Source organism: Phyllobacterium sp. SYP-B3895, from assembly GCF_009647635.1.
Classification (GTDB): Bacteria; Pseudomonadota; Alphaproteobacteria; order Rhizobiales; family Rhizobiaceae; genus Phyllobacterium; species Phyllobacterium pellucidum.
The window spans coordinates 623,478-639,120 of the sequence record NZ_WJIG01000003.1; the positions used below are offsets into that span (position 1 = coordinate 623,478).

16 protein-coding genes and 1 riboswitch are annotated in these 15,643 nt (G+C 59.7%); of the genes, 11 read left to right on the forward strand and 5 right to left on the reverse strand.

The features are described 5' to 3' along the window. Positions 1-77: 77 nt before the first annotated feature. From GF108_RS15565 to GF108_RS15575, 3 genes are all read right to left on the reverse strand, one after another. The gene (locus GF108_RS15565) at positions 78-1,151 is read right to left on the reverse strand and encodes a glycine betaine/L-proline ABC transporter ATP-binding protein (RefSeq protein ID WP_153668823.1); all 1,074 of its coding nucleotides are present in this window, start codon (positions 1,149-1,151) and stop codon (positions 78-80) included. Beyond that, positions 1,144-2,031: a proline/glycine betaine ABC transporter permease gene (locus tag GF108_RS15570; protein WP_091945245.1), complete on the reverse strand. Its 888-nt coding sequence runs from the start codon at positions 2,029-2,031 to the stop codon at positions 1,144-1,146. Before GF108_RS15570 ends, GF108_RS15565 begins: the two co-directional genes overlap by 8 nt. 132 nt (positions 2,032-2,163) lie before the next feature. Continuing rightward, positions 2,164-3,168, reverse strand: a complete 1,005-nt coding sequence (locus GF108_RS15575; protein ID WP_153668825.1) for an ABC transporter substrate-binding protein — start codon at positions 3,166-3,168, stop codon at positions 2,164-2,166. Between the two features lie 383 nt (positions 3,169-3,551). On the opposite strand from GF108_RS15575, the gene GF108_RS15580 reads away from it, so the two are divergent. Both GF108_RS15580 and GF108_RS15585 read left to right on the forward strand, forming a co-directional pair. Beyond that, on the forward strand, positions 3,552-3,899 hold the full coding sequence (locus GF108_RS15580; protein ID WP_153668827.1) for a hypothetical protein: 348 nt from the start codon (positions 3,552-3,554) through the stop codon (positions 3,897-3,899). A gap of 375 nt (positions 3,900-4,274) precedes the next feature. Continuing rightward, positions 4,275-4,565 (forward strand): hypothetical protein, encoded by a 291-nt coding sequence (locus tag GF108_RS15585; RefSeq protein WP_153668829.1) that lies wholly within the window; start codon positions 4,275-4,277, stop codon positions 4,563-4,565. Here GF108_RS15585 and mmsB read toward each other — a convergent pair whose 3' ends face one another. Next, the gene (mmsB, locus tag GF108_RS15590) at positions 4,566-5,456 is read right to left on the reverse strand and encodes a 3-hydroxyisobutyrate dehydrogenase (RefSeq protein ID WP_153668831.1); all 891 of its coding nucleotides are present in this window, start codon (positions 5,454-5,456) and stop codon (positions 4,566-4,568) included. 25 nt (positions 5,457-5,481) lie between these two features. After that, complete coding sequence (locus tag GF108_RS15595; RefSeq protein WP_153668833.1) at positions 5,482-6,645, reverse strand: isobutyryl-CoA dehydrogenase; 1,164 nt, start codon at positions 6,643-6,645, stop codon at positions 5,482-5,484. 109 nt (positions 6,646-6,754) lie between these two features. Between GF108_RS15595 and GF108_RS15600 the strand changes: the two genes are divergently transcribed. From GF108_RS15600 to cobN, 9 genes are all read left to right on the forward strand, one after another. Next, complete coding sequence (locus GF108_RS15600) at positions 6,755-8,203, forward strand: cobyric acid synthase (protein WP_153668835.1); 1,449 nt, start codon at positions 6,755-6,757, stop codon at positions 8,201-8,203. A gap of 61 nt (positions 8,204-8,264) precedes the next feature. After that, on the forward strand, positions 8,265-8,507 hold the full coding sequence (locus GF108_RS15605) for a type II toxin-antitoxin system VapB family antitoxin (RefSeq protein ID WP_153668837.1): 243 nt from the start codon (positions 8,265-8,267) through the stop codon (positions 8,505-8,507). A gap of 2 nt (positions 8,508-8,509) precedes the next feature. Then, positions 8,510-8,809, forward strand: coding sequence for a type II toxin-antitoxin system VapC family toxin (locus GF108_RS15610; protein ID WP_370462187.1), 300 nt, complete (start codon positions 8,510-8,512; stop codon positions 8,807-8,809). Between the two features lie 14 nt (positions 8,810-8,823). Continuing rightward, complete coding sequence (locus tag GF108_RS22750; protein WP_370462214.1) at positions 8,824-8,913, forward strand: hypothetical protein; 90 nt, start codon at positions 8,824-8,826, stop codon at positions 8,911-8,913. 59 nt (positions 8,914-8,972) lie between these two features. After that, positions 8,973-9,208, forward strand: a riboswitch (cobalamin riboswitch). Between the two features lie 48 nt (positions 9,209-9,256). Next, entirely contained in the window at positions 9,257-9,433 is a 177-nt protein-coding gene (locus GF108_RS15615) for a CbtB domain-containing protein (protein ID WP_027231779.1), read from the forward strand. Positions 9,434-9,560: 127 nt separating this feature from the next. Then, positions 9,561-10,292 (forward strand): CbtA family protein, encoded by a 732-nt coding sequence (locus tag GF108_RS15620; protein ID WP_153668839.1) that lies wholly within the window; start codon positions 9,561-9,563, stop codon positions 10,290-10,292. Next, positions 10,292-10,816 carry a bifunctional adenosylcobinamide kinase/adenosylcobinamide-phosphate guanylyltransferase gene (gene cobU, locus GF108_RS15625; protein WP_153668841.1) on the forward strand — a complete coding sequence of 175 codons (525 nt, stop codon included), beginning with the start codon at positions 10,292-10,294 and terminating at the stop codon, positions 10,814-10,816. Before GF108_RS15620 ends, cobU begins: the two co-directional genes overlap by 1 nt. Before the next feature lie 4 nt (positions 10,817-10,820). Next, positions 10,821-11,873: a cobalamin biosynthesis protein CobW gene (cobW, locus tag GF108_RS15630; protein ID WP_153668843.1), complete on the forward strand. Its 1,053-nt coding sequence runs from the start codon at positions 10,821-10,823 to the stop codon at positions 11,871-11,873. 12 nt (positions 11,874-11,885) lie between these two features. Beyond that, positions 11,886-15,617: a cobaltochelatase subunit CobN gene (cobN, locus tag GF108_RS15635; RefSeq protein WP_153668845.1), complete on the forward strand. Its 3,732-nt coding sequence runs from the start codon at positions 11,886-11,888 to the stop codon at positions 15,615-15,617. Positions 15,618-15,643 lie beyond the last annotated feature (26 nt).

Here is a 15,643-nt window from a genome sequence, read left to right on the forward strand (position 1 = left end):
TGGAGTTCGTCCACACCCCCTTTGTCCTGCCGGGCAAAGGGGGTGAAACGACCCCACATATAGCAACTACAGTATCCCTACTCCGCAGCGGCCTTCGACGTCAGGTGGCTGATTGGCGTAACCATCGCCTGGATCAGGTTGTTCATGCTGATGACGCCGGTCGGCTTGCCATTGTCATCGATGATCGTCGCATATTGCTGGTTGGCGTCGGTCATCGTCTTGGCGGCTTCCTCGAGGATCGTGCCCGTGCGCACTGTGACGCTGCCGCTCGTGGCCGGAGCGCCCGCTGGCGTTGCGATCGTATCGACCATGATGACCCGGCCGCGATTCACTTCCTTGACGAAGTTGGAAATGTATTCGTCCGCGGGCTGCAGCACGATGTCCTGGCCGGTGCCCTGCTGCACCACTTCACCGTCGCGCAGGATGGCGATGCGATCGCCGAGGCGCAGCGCCTCGTCGAGATCGTGGGTGATGAAAACGACGGTCTTGCGGATTTCCTTCTGCAGATCGAGAAGCACCGACTGCATATCCATGCGAATGAGCGGATCGAGCGCCGAGAAGGCTTCGTCCATCAGGAGGATCGGTGCGTCGTTGGTCAGCGCACGGGCAAGACCCACGCGCTGCTGCATGCCGCCCGACAACTGGTTGGGGTAGTGGCCCTCAAATCCTTTGAGGCCGACACGCTCGATCCAGCGACGCGCCTGTGCTTCCTGCTTGTCGCGGGGAAGCCCCTGGATCTCGAGGCCATAGACCGTGTTGTCGAGGACGGTGCGGTGAGGAAGCAGCGCAAACTTCTGGAACACCATCGCGGTCTTGTGGCGACGAAATTCGCGCAGATCGTTCTGGTTCATTTTGCAGACATCGGCGCCGTCGATGATCACCTCGCCGGAAGTCGGGTCGATAAGCCGGTTGATGTGGCGGATAAGGGTCGATTTACCCGACCCTGAAAGCCCCATGACAACCTGTATGCAGCCCGCCGGCATGTCGATGTTGATGTCCCTGAGGCCGAGCACGTGCCCATGCTGTTCGTTGAGTTCGGTCTTGGACATGCCCTTCTTGACGGCTTCGACGTAACTGACGGGTCTCTGGCCAAAAATCTTGTAGAGATTCTTGATCTTGATGCCTGCACCCTGGACCGAACGATCAGCCATGGACCACCTCCTGATGCTTCTGAAGACGCTTGCCATAGGCCTGACTAACGCGGTCGAAAATGATGGCGATGCCGACAATGGCAAGGCCGTTGAAAAGCCCGAGTGAGAAGAACTGCCCGTTGACGGAGCGCAGCACCGGCTGCCCAAGGCCCTGGACGCCGATCATCGAAGCAATGACCACCATTGCCAGAGCCATCATGATCGTCTGGTTGATACCGGCCATGATTGTCGGGAGGGCGAGGGGGATCTGCACGTTCTTGAGACGTTGCCAACTCGATGAACCGAACGCATCAGCGGCTTCGAGGACGTCCTTGTCGACGAGCCGGATACCGAGGTTGGTGAGGCGGATCATTGGCGGGATGGCGTAGATCACCACCGCTATGAGGCCCGGCACCTTGCCGATGCCCAGAAGCATGACGACGGGGATAAGGTAGACGAAGCTCGGCATCGTCTGCATCACGTCGAGAATGGGATTGACCACGCGCTGGAAACTGTCTGACCGGGCCATGATGATGCCGATCGGAATGCCGACGAAGATCGAAACGACGGTGCCGACGAAGATCATGGCGATGGTCTTCATCGCATCGCTCCACATGTCGAAATAGCCGATGAGGAGGAGCGTGATGATGGTGCCGGCAACGATTTTCCAGTTACGGCTGGCGATCCAGGCGATGCCGCCGATCAACAGCAGCATGATCGGCCACGGCGTCGTCGTCATGAAGCGCTCGGCCTCAATGAGGAAATACTGCAGCGGCTGAAAGAACGATTCGATGATGTCGCCATATTCGCGGGTGAAGGCCTTGAAGCCTTCGTCCATGGCCTTCTTGAGGTTGCGCAGCGTGTCATCATTCATGTTCGGGAATGAATATAACCAATCCATGTTGGTATCCCCTTCATTGGGCCATTGAGGCTCGTTCTCTCTAATGACCGAAGCGCCGGACGATTATACGTACAGCCTGTTCCAGCGAGGTAATGGATTGCGGCAGGACCGGTGCCCTGCCGCAAGACATTATTATTGTACGGCAGCCTTGATCTTCTCGGCGGCTTCCGGAGAGACCCACTTGGACCAGGTCGCCTCGTTGTTTTTCAGATAGTACTTGGCGCCATCTTCGCCCGTCGCCTGGTTGTCGACCATCCATGCTAGAAGCTTGTTGGCTTCCTCGGTCGAGATCTGGCGCTTCTTCAGATATTCGAAGGCATCGCCGGCGCTGTCGGCAAACTTCTTGGTGACGATCGTGAAGATATCAGCCTTCGGCCAGCCATTCGGCTTTGGATCCGGGCAATCCGCGATGGCGTTGCAGCGGTTCCATTCCTTTTCGTCCCATGCCACGCCATTGTCGAGCTTGACCATCGGATACTTGCCGAGTATGGCGGTCGGACCCCAATAATAGCCAAGCCAGGGTTCCTTGCGCTCATAGGCCTTGGCGATCGAGCCATCGAGGCCCGCAGCCGAACCCGTATCGACAAGGGTGAAGCCGTGCTTGTCGCCCTCAAAAGCCTTGTAGAAGTTCGTCGTGGTGATCTGGCAGGCCCAGCCTGACGGGCAGTTGAAGACTGCGCCCTTCTTCGGATCTTCCGGAGCAGGGAACAGTTCTGGATGCTTCATGGCATCGGCAATGGTCTTGATATCGGGGTGGGCATCCGCGAAATATTTGGGGATCCACCAGCTTTCCGTGCCGCCTTCGGTGATCGCCGGTGCAGCGTAGACGAGCTTGTTTTCCTTGACCGCCTTTTCAAGCGGCTCGCGGACGGCATTGAGCCAGCCCTCGGGGGCGATGTCCGGCTGACCCTTTTCGATCATGGACGTGAAGGTTGGAACAGTATCGCCCGCTACGAGCTCGGCGTCGCATCCATAGCCTTCGCTCAGGATGATCTTATCGAGATTGGCAAGTGCCTCGGCCGATTGCCAGTTCATGTTGGCAATAGTAACGGTGCCGCATTCCGCAGCCGAAGCCGACGCGGAGTAGCCGAAAAACCCAGCGGCAATCAGAAAAGTTGAAGCAAGCAGCTTCTTCATGTTCTTTATCTCCCACTCTTTGACAGTTCACCCGGTAACGAATTCTAACTTGGTACTGCCTTACCTAGTCGTTCGCTTATGTGCCATTTGGCATTCTTATCCCGTCAGAATGCAATGGAATCATCGAATTAATGCGGTGTATCGCGACAAGCCCTGTCGATATAGCGACGCCGGGATAAAGGATGCGACACCAAACGGCACATGGCTCCATCAGGTATCGTAACAAGGGTTTAAACGAAAGATCAACGCTTTAGACGATCTGCCTGCACGATCGGCGGATTTGCCTGCCTCGATCCGGCCCCTACCGATATTTTCCGCACGGCATGAAACCATTTTGCCCGCCGAAGGTTTGCAATGGGCCTGCCAACGAAAAGGAACTCCCGATGAAATCTGAGCTGAAGACTGGACGCCAAACCCGTGACCTGCAATTGGCATCGATGGTAATTGCCATGCGCGTGCCGATGATGATGCTGGAGGCGATGAGCGAGAAGGGTGGCGGCGCAGAAACGCACCGGGCCGTTTCGGAAAAAGTGGCGGCGTCCGTGGATGGTGTCGTGTCCGCGCAGATTTCTCTCATGAACTCCGCAGCGACGTTCTGGTTTGACGTCATGCGCGGCAGGTCGCCCGCAAGCCTCGTTTCCGAAGCCGCCAACAAGGCTGCCGCAGCGGCATTGCGGCCGGGCAGAAAGACGTTGCAGGCAAACTACAAACGACTTGTTCCCGGGAGCTGAACAGCTTTTCCGTTAGCGTCACGCTTGGTTTTCGACGGTGATTTTATAAAACTTACCTTTCTGTAAGGGCGAGGTATGCCGTTCCGGCATGGTGACCATGCGAAAATGCAAGGGTTCCTGCTGTAAATGCGACATGCCATGGCGAAATTTCGTGATCAAACTTTGAGCAAAAAGCGCATTTGAGCGGCAACAACTCATTTCCTTTCGAGGTCGCCAAAATGCTCTACATTTTCAATCGCAATAACCGCGTGCACATTTCGTGGAATGCAACCGAAAAGCGCAACGCTCCGTCCAGCAATTCTAAGAGCGGTATCGGCTCGGCATTGTCCTTCATCTGGACCCGTTCGGCCGGCTAATCGATCGACGAGACGGCATGTGAACCGCTGCCTCCGAGGTGGCGGTTTTTCTTTGCTCGGAATTTCCGAAGGATGCAAAAAAACCGCCCCGTTCACGATGGAACAGCGCGGTTTTTGCCAAGTTACGCATGGCAGTTCTGCCGAACTCAACGCGGGCAGAAAATTACAGCTCCGGTACGCGGTACCTGATCCGGAGCGGGGAACAGGTTTGACCCTGCTCGCCCGTAAAGTTTTAGCCGGACATCGTTACCGCGAGGTTATCGAGAGCTTAAGCAAATCTAAATTTGCGACTTTTCTGCCAGGATTGTGATCAGCCTTCGCGCTTGGCGTCGCGCAAATAATTGATAATGCCGGAGAAATCCGATCCTTCATTGCCCGCTGCCCCGAACTCGGCATAAAGCGCCTCGGCATGGGCGCCGAGCGGCGTTGCTGCGCCAACACTTGTCGCCGCCTCCTGCGACAATTTAAGGTCCTTGAGCATGAGCGCGGCAGCAAAGCCGGGCTTATAGCCATTGTTGGCCGGAGAGCTCGGCACCGGTCCCGGTACCGGACAATAGGTCGTCAGAGACCAACATTGGCCGGAAGATGTGGAGGCAACGTCGAACAGCGCCTTGTGTGATAGCCCAAGCTTCTCGGCCAGCGTGAAAGCTTCGCTGACACCGATCATCGAAATGCCGAGGATCATGTTGTTGCAGATTTTGGCCGCTTGGCCGTTGCCCGCTTCGCCGCAATGAACGATCCGCCCGGCCATCGGTTTCAGGATCGGTTCGGCTTTGACGAAGGCTCCATCGGAACCGCCCACCATGAAGGTGAGGGTGCCCGCCGCCGCGCCGCCAATGCCGCCTGAGACCGGTGCATCGACGGACAACAGTCCGTTCTCCGTCGCGATTGCATGCGCCTTGCGGGCGGAGTCGACGTCAATCGTCGATGAATCGATGAACAGCGCGCCGCTTCGTGCTGCCTTGGCAACCGCTTCGTACACCGACAGCACTTGCTTGCCGGCCGGGAGCATCGTAATGACGACATCGGCCCCGGCGACGGCAGCTTTGGCATTGTCTGCAATCGTTACGCCGTTGCCCCGCGCGGTATCGAGGTTTTCGGACACGAGATCGAACCCGAGTACCTTATGGCCTGCCTTGACGAGATTGGCGGCCATCGGATTGCCCATATGTCCAAGGCCGATAAAAGCGATAGTCGTCATCGCACTTCTCCCTCAATTTGAAATTTCAACGGCCCGTCATGTGCCGCGCGATGATTACCCGCATGATTTCGTTCGTGCCTTCCAGGATCTGGTGCACCCGCAAGTCACGTACCAGTTTCTCCACGCCATAGTCGTGCAGGTAGCCATAGCCGCCATGGATCTGCAGAGCGTCGTTGGCGATATCGAACCCCTTGTCGGTGACGAAGCGCTTGGCCATGGCGGACCATTTGGAAGCGTCGTGGGCTTTGCGGTCAAGCTTCGATGCCGCTGTGTAGAGCAGCATGCGGGCAGCCGAAAGCTCTGTCTCCATATCGGCAAGCTTGAACTGAAGCGCCTGGAACTGATTGATCGCCTTGCCGAACGCCTTGCGCTCACTGGCATAGACCAGCGCCTTGTCGAGGGCCGATTGCGCGCCGCCAAGCGAGCATGCCGCAATGTTGAGCCGCCCGCCGTCGAGCCCGCCCATGGCAATGCGGAAGCCGTCACCTTCCTCGCCGAGCCGGTTGGCAACTGGGATGCGGCAGTTCTCGAAGATGACCTGGCGGGTGGATTGGGCGTTCCAGCCCATCTTGTATTCATTGGCGCCAAAAGAAAGGGGCGCATCTTTCGGGACGACCAGCGCAGAGATGCCCTTCGGTCCATCCTCGCCGGTGCGCACCATCGTCACGTACAGGTCGGAATCGCCGGCGCCCGAAATGAACTGCTTGGCGCCGTTGAGAATGTATTGATCGCCCTCACGCACCGCGCGGGTCTTCAGGGCGGCAGCATCGGAACCGGAGTTCGGCTCAGTCAGGCAATAGCTTGCAAGCCACTCCATTGATGTCAGGCGCGGAACGAAGCGTTGACGTTGCTCCTCGCTGCCGAACGTGTCGATCATCCACGCGCCCATGTTGTGGATGGAAATGAATGCCGAGAACGCCGGACAGGCGGCGGCGAGCGCCTCGAAGATCAGCACGGCATCGAGCCGCTTCAGGCCTGAACCGCCGACATCCTCGCGCACGTAGATGCCCCCCATGCCGAGCGGTCCAGTCTCGCGGATGACATCGGCGGGAAAGTGCTTGTCGCGATCCCACGCCAGCGCGCTCGGCGCGACGCGGTCGGCGGCGAAGGCGCGCGCCATGGCCTGGATCGCCAGTTGATCCTCATTGAGTTCGAACTGGCCAGCGGTCGAATCAACGCTACTGTCCATGGCACCCTCCCTGCATTTCTTATTGCCTGCCACTCTATCCCAAGCTTCCCGGGGCGCAACGTCCAAGGCAGGACTAGGAAGAGAAAGACATATCCGCTACTCAAAGCCCATGACGCGCGCAATCATGTTGCAGGGAACCGGTTCAGATGTTGGGAAATCCGTCCTCGTGGCGGGTCTGTGCCGGCTTGCGCACAAGCGCGGGCTGGTCGTCCGGCCGTTCAAGCCGCAGAACATGTCGAACAATGCGGCGGTCAGCGATGACGGCGGCGAGATAGGCCGCGCGCAATGGCTGCAGGCGCTGGCCTGCGGTGTGCCGTCCTCCGTCCACATGAATCCCGTGCTCCTGAAGCCGCAGTCGGAAACCGGCAGCCAGATAATCGTGCAAGGCAAGGTCTGGGGCCATGCGAAGGGCAGGGACTACCAGAAGCTCAAGGGGCAACTGCTCGATGCCGTGATGCAGTCCTTTGACATTGTTTGCGATGGAGCCGATCTCGTCATCGTCGAGGGCGCGGGGTCGCCTGCCGAAATCAATCTGCGGGCAGGCGATATCGCCAATATGGGCTTTGCAACCCGCGCCAATGTGCCGGTCGTTCTCGTCGGCGATATCGACCGCGGCGGCGTCATCGCATCGATTGTCGGCACCCATGCAATTCTGCCGCCGGAGGATCGCGCCGCGATCATCGGATATATCATCAACAAGTTTCGCGGCGACGTCTCGCTCTTCGACGAGGGGTTGAAGGCAATCACCCGGTTCACCGGGTGGCCTTCATTTGGCGTCGTGCCATGGCTGAAGGATGCTTCCCGGCTTCCCGCGGAAGATTCCGTCGTCTTGGAGCGATTGGTAAAGGGGAAGGGCCGCGCACTGAAAGTCGCGGTGCCGGTGCTTGACCGCATCGCCAATTTCGACGACCTCGATCCGCTGATGGCCGAGGCGGATGTCGATGTCGTGTTTGTTCGAAGCGGCGAGCAACTGCCCGTCGATGCAGGTCTCGTCATCATCCCGGGGTCGAAATCGACGATCGGCGATCTTCTACGCTTCCGGGAAAACGGCTGGGACAAGGACCTTGACCTTCACCGGCGTCGCGGCGGCTCGATCATGGGAATATGCGGTGGCTATCAGATGCTCGGACGCACGGTGCGCGACCCTGAGGGCATCGAAGGTGCGGCGACGGAAATCGAAGGTCTCGGCCACCTCGATATCGAAACGGTGATGGAGCCGGAAAAGACCGTTCGCAATGTTGCGGCTCATTCGCTGCAATATGACGTGCCGCTGAGCGGCTATGAAATCCATCTCGGCAAGACGACCGGCCCGGATTGCAGCCGCCCGACGGCGATGATCAACGGCGTTGAGGATGGCGCGATTTCTGCCGACGGCAAGGTCTTCGGGACCTATATGCACGGGCTTTTCGGCACCGATGCCTATCGCTCCGCCTTGCTGCGTTCGCTGGGAATCAACGCCAATGCCTTCGACTACAGGGCGGGCGTCGATGCTGCGCTCGATTCGATAGCCGACCAACTGGCAGAAGTCCTCGACTTGCAGGCGTTGCTGCCACGTTGAGTGTGTAGACAAGATCATGTAGATTAACTTCGATGGTTTATCTACATGTTCAAGGGCTAGAATGACAATCAATGTCACCAATGAAGAGGCGGATGAACTGACCCGCAGGTTTGCGAAAATCGAGGAGGTCAGCATTACCGAGGCAATCGTCATCGCCATGCGCGAAGCGATTGAAAACCGCATGAAAGCGGAGACGCCGCGAGAAACCGCAGCGCGTCTGCGCGCGCGCCACAAAATCAAACTCGATGACAAAGCGCGAAAGCCGTTGCCGAAATCGGCTTTCGACGCAATGTGGGATGATTGATCGTGTACGTCGATGCTTGCGCGCTCGTGGCGATACTTGCTGATGAGGCAGAGGCGGCGCGAATCTCGGATGCACTGGTTGGCGCGACAAAGCGGTTTACGTCGCCAGTCGCGGTGCTCGAAGCTGTCCTCGCCTTGTCGCGTCCGGACAAGTTCAATCTTCCCGTTGCCGAGGTCGAAAGCCTGGTCACCGAGTTTCTCGAGGTTAGAGGCATCGAACTGCTTGACCTTCCCCCAACCAAACAAGCCACGCGTCTCGCTCTCGCTGCTGCGCACTTGTACGGCAGGGCCGGCGGGGGCTAAATCTCGGCGATTGCCTGCACTATGCCTGTGCAAAATATTATCGGGTGCCCATCCTGGCGACGGATGACGAATACAGGAACACCGATCTCGAAGTGGTCCCTTGACCATAGTAAAGCGAAAAACGTCTCGCGGTTTCGTTTGACATTCTTGGCGCTTGGTGAATAACGTTCAACCCATGATTGGTTCCCGTTCGGCCAAAGGCCATGGGATCAAAAGGGAATGCGACGGCCGTACCCATCAGGGCGGCCCTACCGCAGCCGACCCCGCGACTGTAGAGCGGCGAGGATTTATGCCAAGGCCTGAAGGCGCAAGCCGAGGGCAGCCACTGGGAAACCGGGAAGGCGGCATTGATCCTGCGACCCGCGAGCCAGGAGACCTGCCAGTCATAGGGCAATGGTGCCCAAGACCGAAGGGGAAAGTCCCTTCTGGCCCTGCACGGAGGTTGTTATGGCTGCACGTACTTCGACTACGATATCTCTCCCGCTCGCATCGCGTCTGACGACGGCGGTGGTTTCAATGCTGCTCGGCGTGTTCATCGTTTATGGCGTGGGTCTGTCCCATTCCGAAACGCTGCACGATACGGCGCACGATACCCGCCATTCCTACGGATTCCCCTGCCACTGAGGTTGGAGCCCGGCTGGATGTAATGATTCGGCCGCCACCGCTTAAGCATTGAAAACTGAGGGTTTATCTGGTCCGGGTGTCGTTTCGACAGCCCGGTGTCTTGATATGGGAATACGGAGAGATATCGATGTTGGTTAAATATCTTCTGGCTACGATCGTGGCCGGTCTGTTTGCTGGTATTCTGTTGACGCCAGCCATGTATGTGCGCAGCGTGCCACTTATCCTGCACGCGGAAGAATATGAGAACGCCGCAGGCGGCCACGAGCACGAGCATGCCGCAGCGCCTGCCGCCACCGGCGAGACTGCACCTGCCGTGGCGCCGCACACTCACGAAGAGGAAGAGGCGAGCCCGGCGCTGCCATTCGGCCGCTTGGGTAATACCTTGCTGATCAATCTTGTCGCCGGAGCGGGTTTCGCCCTGATCACTGGCGCGGCCGCATTGTTTCTTGGACGCAAGATCACCCTGCAGAACGGCATTTATTGGGGCCTGGCCGGGTTCTTCATCTTCAACCTTGCGCCATCGTTCAGTCTTGCGCCGGAACTGCCGGCCATGCCTGCCGCCGATCTCGCGACGCGGCAAGCCTGGTGGCTCATCACGGTGCTGCTTACGGCGGGCGGCGTCTACTTCATCGTTCTGCGTGAGGAAATCTGGGCGAGGATTCTCGGCCTCGTGCTGATTGTTGCGCCGCATATCTATGGCGCTCCGGAAGCGGACGATCTCACTTCCGCCGTGCCGCCGACCTTGGCATCCGAGTTCGCGGTATCGACGCTCGCGACCAATCTCTTCTTCTGGGTGGTGCTCGGCACTGCGCTCGGCTTTGCCATCCAGAGCTACGCGGCTTCGGAGCTTGAGGCCTGATGGCCGTGCTGGAGCGCGGGGTCACGTTTGTGCTCGGTGGCGCGCGCTCCGGCAAATCCTCCTTTGCCGAGGGACTGATCGAGTCATCCGGCAACGAAGCAATCTATCTTGCGACGGGCAGGGCGTGGGACGATGAGATGTCCGCTCGCATCGACCAGCACAAGGCGCGGCGCGGCGTCTTATGGACGACGGTCGAAGAACCGCTCGATCTGGTTTCCGCGCTGGAAGTGCATGCGGCCGAGGGCACAGCGGTTCTTGTCGACTGCCTTACCCTTTGGGTCACCAACCTCATGATGGCCGAGCGCGATGTGATGGCGGAAACGGCAAGGTTTGCCGCAGCGCTGCCGCATCTTAAAGGTGCGGTCGTTTGCGTCTCCAACGAGGTTGGCCTCGGCATCGTTCCGGAGAACCGCATGGCCCGCGACTTTCGCGATCATGCCGGACGTCTTCATCAGGCCGTGGCTGGCGCCGCGGCAACAGTCTATTTCGTGGCAGCAGGTCTGCCGCTCAAAATGAAGGGATAACAACATGCAGGGTCAGAAGATTCCGGCAACGGTCATCACCGGCTTCCTTGGTTCGGGCAAGACGACGATGATCCGCAATCTGCTCGAAAATGCCGATGGCAAGCGCATCGCGCTGATCATCAATGAATTCGGCGATCTCGGTGTCGATGGCGGGTTGCTCAAGGGCTGCGGTATTGAGGCTTGTCGCGACGAGGATGTGATCGAACTCAACAATGGCTGCATCTGCTGCACCGTGGCTGATGATTTCATACCGACCATGACGAAACTGCTCGATCGTCCTGATCGTCCTGACCATATCGTCATCGAAACCTCTGGCCTTGCGCTGCCGCAGCCGCTGGTGGCGGCATTCAACTGGCCGGAAATCAAGACGCAGGTAACTGTCGACGGCGTCGTTACCGTTATCGATGCCGCCGCAGTTTCGGAAGGTCGCTTCGCCGACGATCACGACAGGGTCGACGCGCAGCGATCGCAGGACGAATCGCTCGACCATGAGAGCCCGCTCGAAGAACTCTTCGAGGACCAGATCCGCGCGGCGGACCTCATCATTCTCAACAAGACCGACCTCATCAGCGGGGATGAGCTCGACGGGGTGAAGGGCGACGTACAAAGCCGTTCGGTGCGTACCCTCAACATGATCCCCGCAAGCTTCGGCAGGATCAGCAACCAGCTGCTGCTTGGGCTTGGCGTGGGTACCGAGCAGGACATCGCCAACCGCAAGTCGCATCATGAGATGGAGCATGAAGCCGGCGAGGAACACAGCCATGACGAATTCGAGAGCTTCGTCGTTGGTCTCGGGCCGGTTTCCGAGCCGAAGTCTTTTGTCGAGAAGCTGAAAGGCGTGATCGCCGATCACGACGTTCTGCGCCTCAAGGGCTTCGTCGATGTTCCGGGCAAGCCGATGCGCCTCGTTGTTCAGGCGGTAGGCTCGCGCATCGAGCATTATTTCGATCGCAGCTGGCATCCGGGCGAGGCGCGGCAGACACGGCTCGTCGTCATCGGCCTTCACGATATCGACGCGATAGCCATCGAGTCGGCGATGAACGCGGCGGCTGCCTGATAAGGAAGACTGATGCATCTCCTGCTTGCCCAGAAAGGCACGATAGCCGAAGGCACCGAGGCAATCGATCTCGGCCAGACGCCGGGAGATGTGCTTTTTCTTTCGGCGGCCGACACCGAACTGGCCAGCCTTGCCTCGGCCCATCGCCACAATGGCGAAGGGCTATCCTTGCGCCTCGCCAACATGATGGCGCTGGCGCATCCGATGTCGGTGGACGCCTATGTCGAACGCACCGCTCGTCACGCCAAACTGATTGTCGTGCGCATCATCGGCGGCGAGAGCTACTGGCCTTATGGTCTCGAAGCGCTCCACGCCTGCGCGATCAATCACAAGGTGCAGCTGGCGGTTCTTCCGGGCGACGACAAACCCGATCCCGGCCTTGATCGCTTTTCGAACGTGCCGCGTCAGGATCGCGATGCACTCTGGCACTATCTGCTCGAGGGCGGCGCGCAGAACGCGAGCCGTTTTCTCGACTATTGCGGCGCGCTTGTCGAGGGAGCCGAGAAACCGCAGGAGGCGGCGCCCCTGCTGAAAGCAGGCCTATGGTGGCCCGGCGAGCCCGCGCCATCGCTCGACCTGTTGCGGTCGCAATGGCAGGCGGACGCATCGATCGTTGCCATCTGCTTTTACCGCGCACTGGTGCAGAGCGGACAGACCCAACCGGTCGAGGCGCTGGTCGATGCCTTGAGGCTCAAGGGTCTCAATCCCTTGCCTGTTTTTGTATCGAGCCTGAAAGACCCGGTTTCCGTGGCGACGCTTGAAAGCATATTCGGTGAGGCGGCACCCATCGTCGTCCTCAACGCCACGGGATTTGCCGTTTCGGCGCCCGGCGCTGCGCGCAAGCCCACCGTGCTCGAACATGATGGCGCGGTCGTTCTGCAGGTAATTTTTTCAGGATCGAGCGCCGAGCAGTGGCGCGCTTCCGATCAAGGTCTGTCTGCCCGTGATCTTGCCATGAATGTCGCGCTGCCGGAGGTGGACGGGCGGGTTCTCACCCGCGCCGTCTCGTTCAAGTCGGCACGGGCGTTCGATGAGGCTGTCGAAGCCAATATCGTCACGCATGAGCCCATGCCGGACCGCATCGGATTCGTAGCCGAACTTGCGGCGAACTGGTCGGCGCTGCGGCGCACGACGGCGGGGGAGCGGCGTGTCGCGCTGGTGATGGCCAACTATCCCAATCGCGATGGACGGCTCGGCAATGGCGTCGGCCTCGATACGCCAGCCGGGACCTGGCATGTGCTTACCGAGATGATGAAGCAAGGCTATGCGGTCGCGGACATTCCTGCGGATGGCGACGCGCTTATGAAGCACCTGATGGCCGGGCCGACCAATGCAGCAAGCGATGACCGTGAGATTCGCGAAACTATATCGCTCAATCATTACAATCGTTTCCTGGCATGCCTTCCGATCTCGATTCAGCGAGCCGTCACCGAACGCTGGGGCAAGCCCGAAGCCGATCCGTTTTTCCTTGAGGGAAGAGAAGCATTCGCGCTGCCGCTTGCCCGCTTTGGCGAAACCCTCGTCGGGATCCAGCCGGCGCGCGGCTACAATATCGATCCGAAGGATAGCTATCACTCTCCTGATCTCGTTCCGCCGCACGGCTATCTCGCTTTCTACGCCTATCTGCGCGAAGTTTATGGAGCCCATGCGATCGTCCATGTCGGCAAGCACGGCAACCTCGAATGGCTGCCCGGCAAGTCGCTTGCGCTTTCCGAAACCTGCTACCCGGAAGCGGTACTCGGACCGATCCCGCACATCTACCCGTTCATCGTCAACGACCCGGGCGAGGGCACGCAGGCGAAGCGCCGCTCCTCGGCCGTCATCATCGACCATCTGACGCCGCCGCTGACGCGCGCCGAGAGTTATGGTCCGCTCAAGGATCTGGAAGCGCTCGTCGATGAATATTATGAAGCCTCCGGCGTCGATCCGCGCCGGCTGGTGCGGCTCAAGGTGCAGATCCTCGATCTGGTGCGCGATATCGGGCTCGACCGCGATGCCGGTATCCACGACCACGATGCCGACGATCTCGCGCTGCAGAAGCTCGACGCCTATCTCTGCGACCTCAAGGAAATGCAGATTCGCGACGGCCTCCATATATTCGGGCAATCGCCGCAAGGACGGCTTTTGACGGATCTCGTGGTTGCGCTTGCCCGCGTGCCGCGTGGCTCCGGCATCGGCGCGGACCAAAGCCTGCAGCGCGCGATCGCACACGACCTCGGGCTCGATGGCTTCGACCCGCTGGATTGCGATATGGCTGCGGTCTGGAATGGACCGCGACCGGAATGTCTGGCGCTGCAGTCGGACGCCAATTGGCGTATCGCCGGTGATACGGTGGAACGCATCGAGTTACTCGCTGCGCGCCTTGTTGCCGAGGATACGCCGTGTCCACCCGATTGGGCTGCGACGAACGCCGTGCTTGAGGGCATACGGGCGACACTCGGGCCGGCCGTGGCGGAATGCGGCGATGCTGAAATGAACGGCCTGTTCCAGGCACTGGACGGGCGGTTTGTCGCGCCGGGACCCTCCGGCGCGCCGACGCGGGGCCGACCGGATGTATTGCCCACGGGCCGCAATTTCTTTTCGATCGACAGCCGCGCCGTGCCGACACCGGCCGCGTGGGAACTTGGGCAGAAGTCCGCCGATCTCCTGATCCGCCGTTACACCCAGGACCATGGCGAGTGGCCGACATCCTTTGGTCTGACAGCCTGGGGCACGTCGAACATGCGCACCGGCGGCGACGATATTGCGCAGGCCCTTGCCCTGATCGGGGTCAAGCCGGTCTGGGACATGGCATCGCGCCGTGTCACCGGCTACGAAATAGTGCCCATTGCAATGCTCGGCCGCCCCCGCGTCGATGTCACCTTGCGCATTTCCGGTTTCTTCCGCGATGCGTTTCCCGATCAGATCGCGCTGTTCGACACTGCAGTGCGGGCGGTTGGCGGACTTGACGAGGATCAAGCAGACAACCCGATCGCGGCGCGCATGCGCAGCGAACGCGAACGGATGCTTGGCGAGGGAATCGATGAGAAGACGGCCCGGCAGCGTGCCGGATTTCGCGTCTTCGGTTCGAAGCCCGGCGCCTATGGGGCGGGTTTGCAAACCCTGATCGACGAAAAGCACTGGGACAGGCGCGATGACCTTGCAGAGGCGTGGCTCGTCTGGGGCGGTTATGCCTATGGCGCGGGCGAGGAGGGGCGCGCCGAGCGCGGATTGCTCGAAGAGCGCTTGCGTTCGGTCGAGGCCGTGGTGCAAAACCAGGACAATCGCGAGCACGATCTTCTCGATTCTGACGACTATTACCAGTTCGAGGGCGGCATGTCGGCGGCGGTCGAGCGCCTTTCGGGCGCGCAGCCGACGATCTACCATAATGACCATTCGCGTCCTGAAAAGCCGATCATCCGCACGCTGGACGAGGAAATTGCCCGGACAGTGCGGGGCCGTGTCACCAATCCGAAATGGATCAGCGGCGTAATGCGCCATGGCTACAAGGGCGCATTCGAGATGGCGGCGACGGTGGACTATCTTTTCGCTTTTGCCGCCACGACCGGCGCTGTCGGCAATCACCACTTCGAGGCGGTGTACCAGGCATTCCTGGTCGATGACAATGTGCGCGCCTTCCTCAATGAAAAGAACCCGCATGCCTTGCGCGAGATGGCCGAGAAACTCGAAGAAGCGGTCGAACGCGGTTTCTGGACGCCGCGTTCCAACTCGGCACGCTTTGAGCTGAGCCGGCTCGCCGCCTGATAAAAAGAATCTGAAGGAAACGCCAA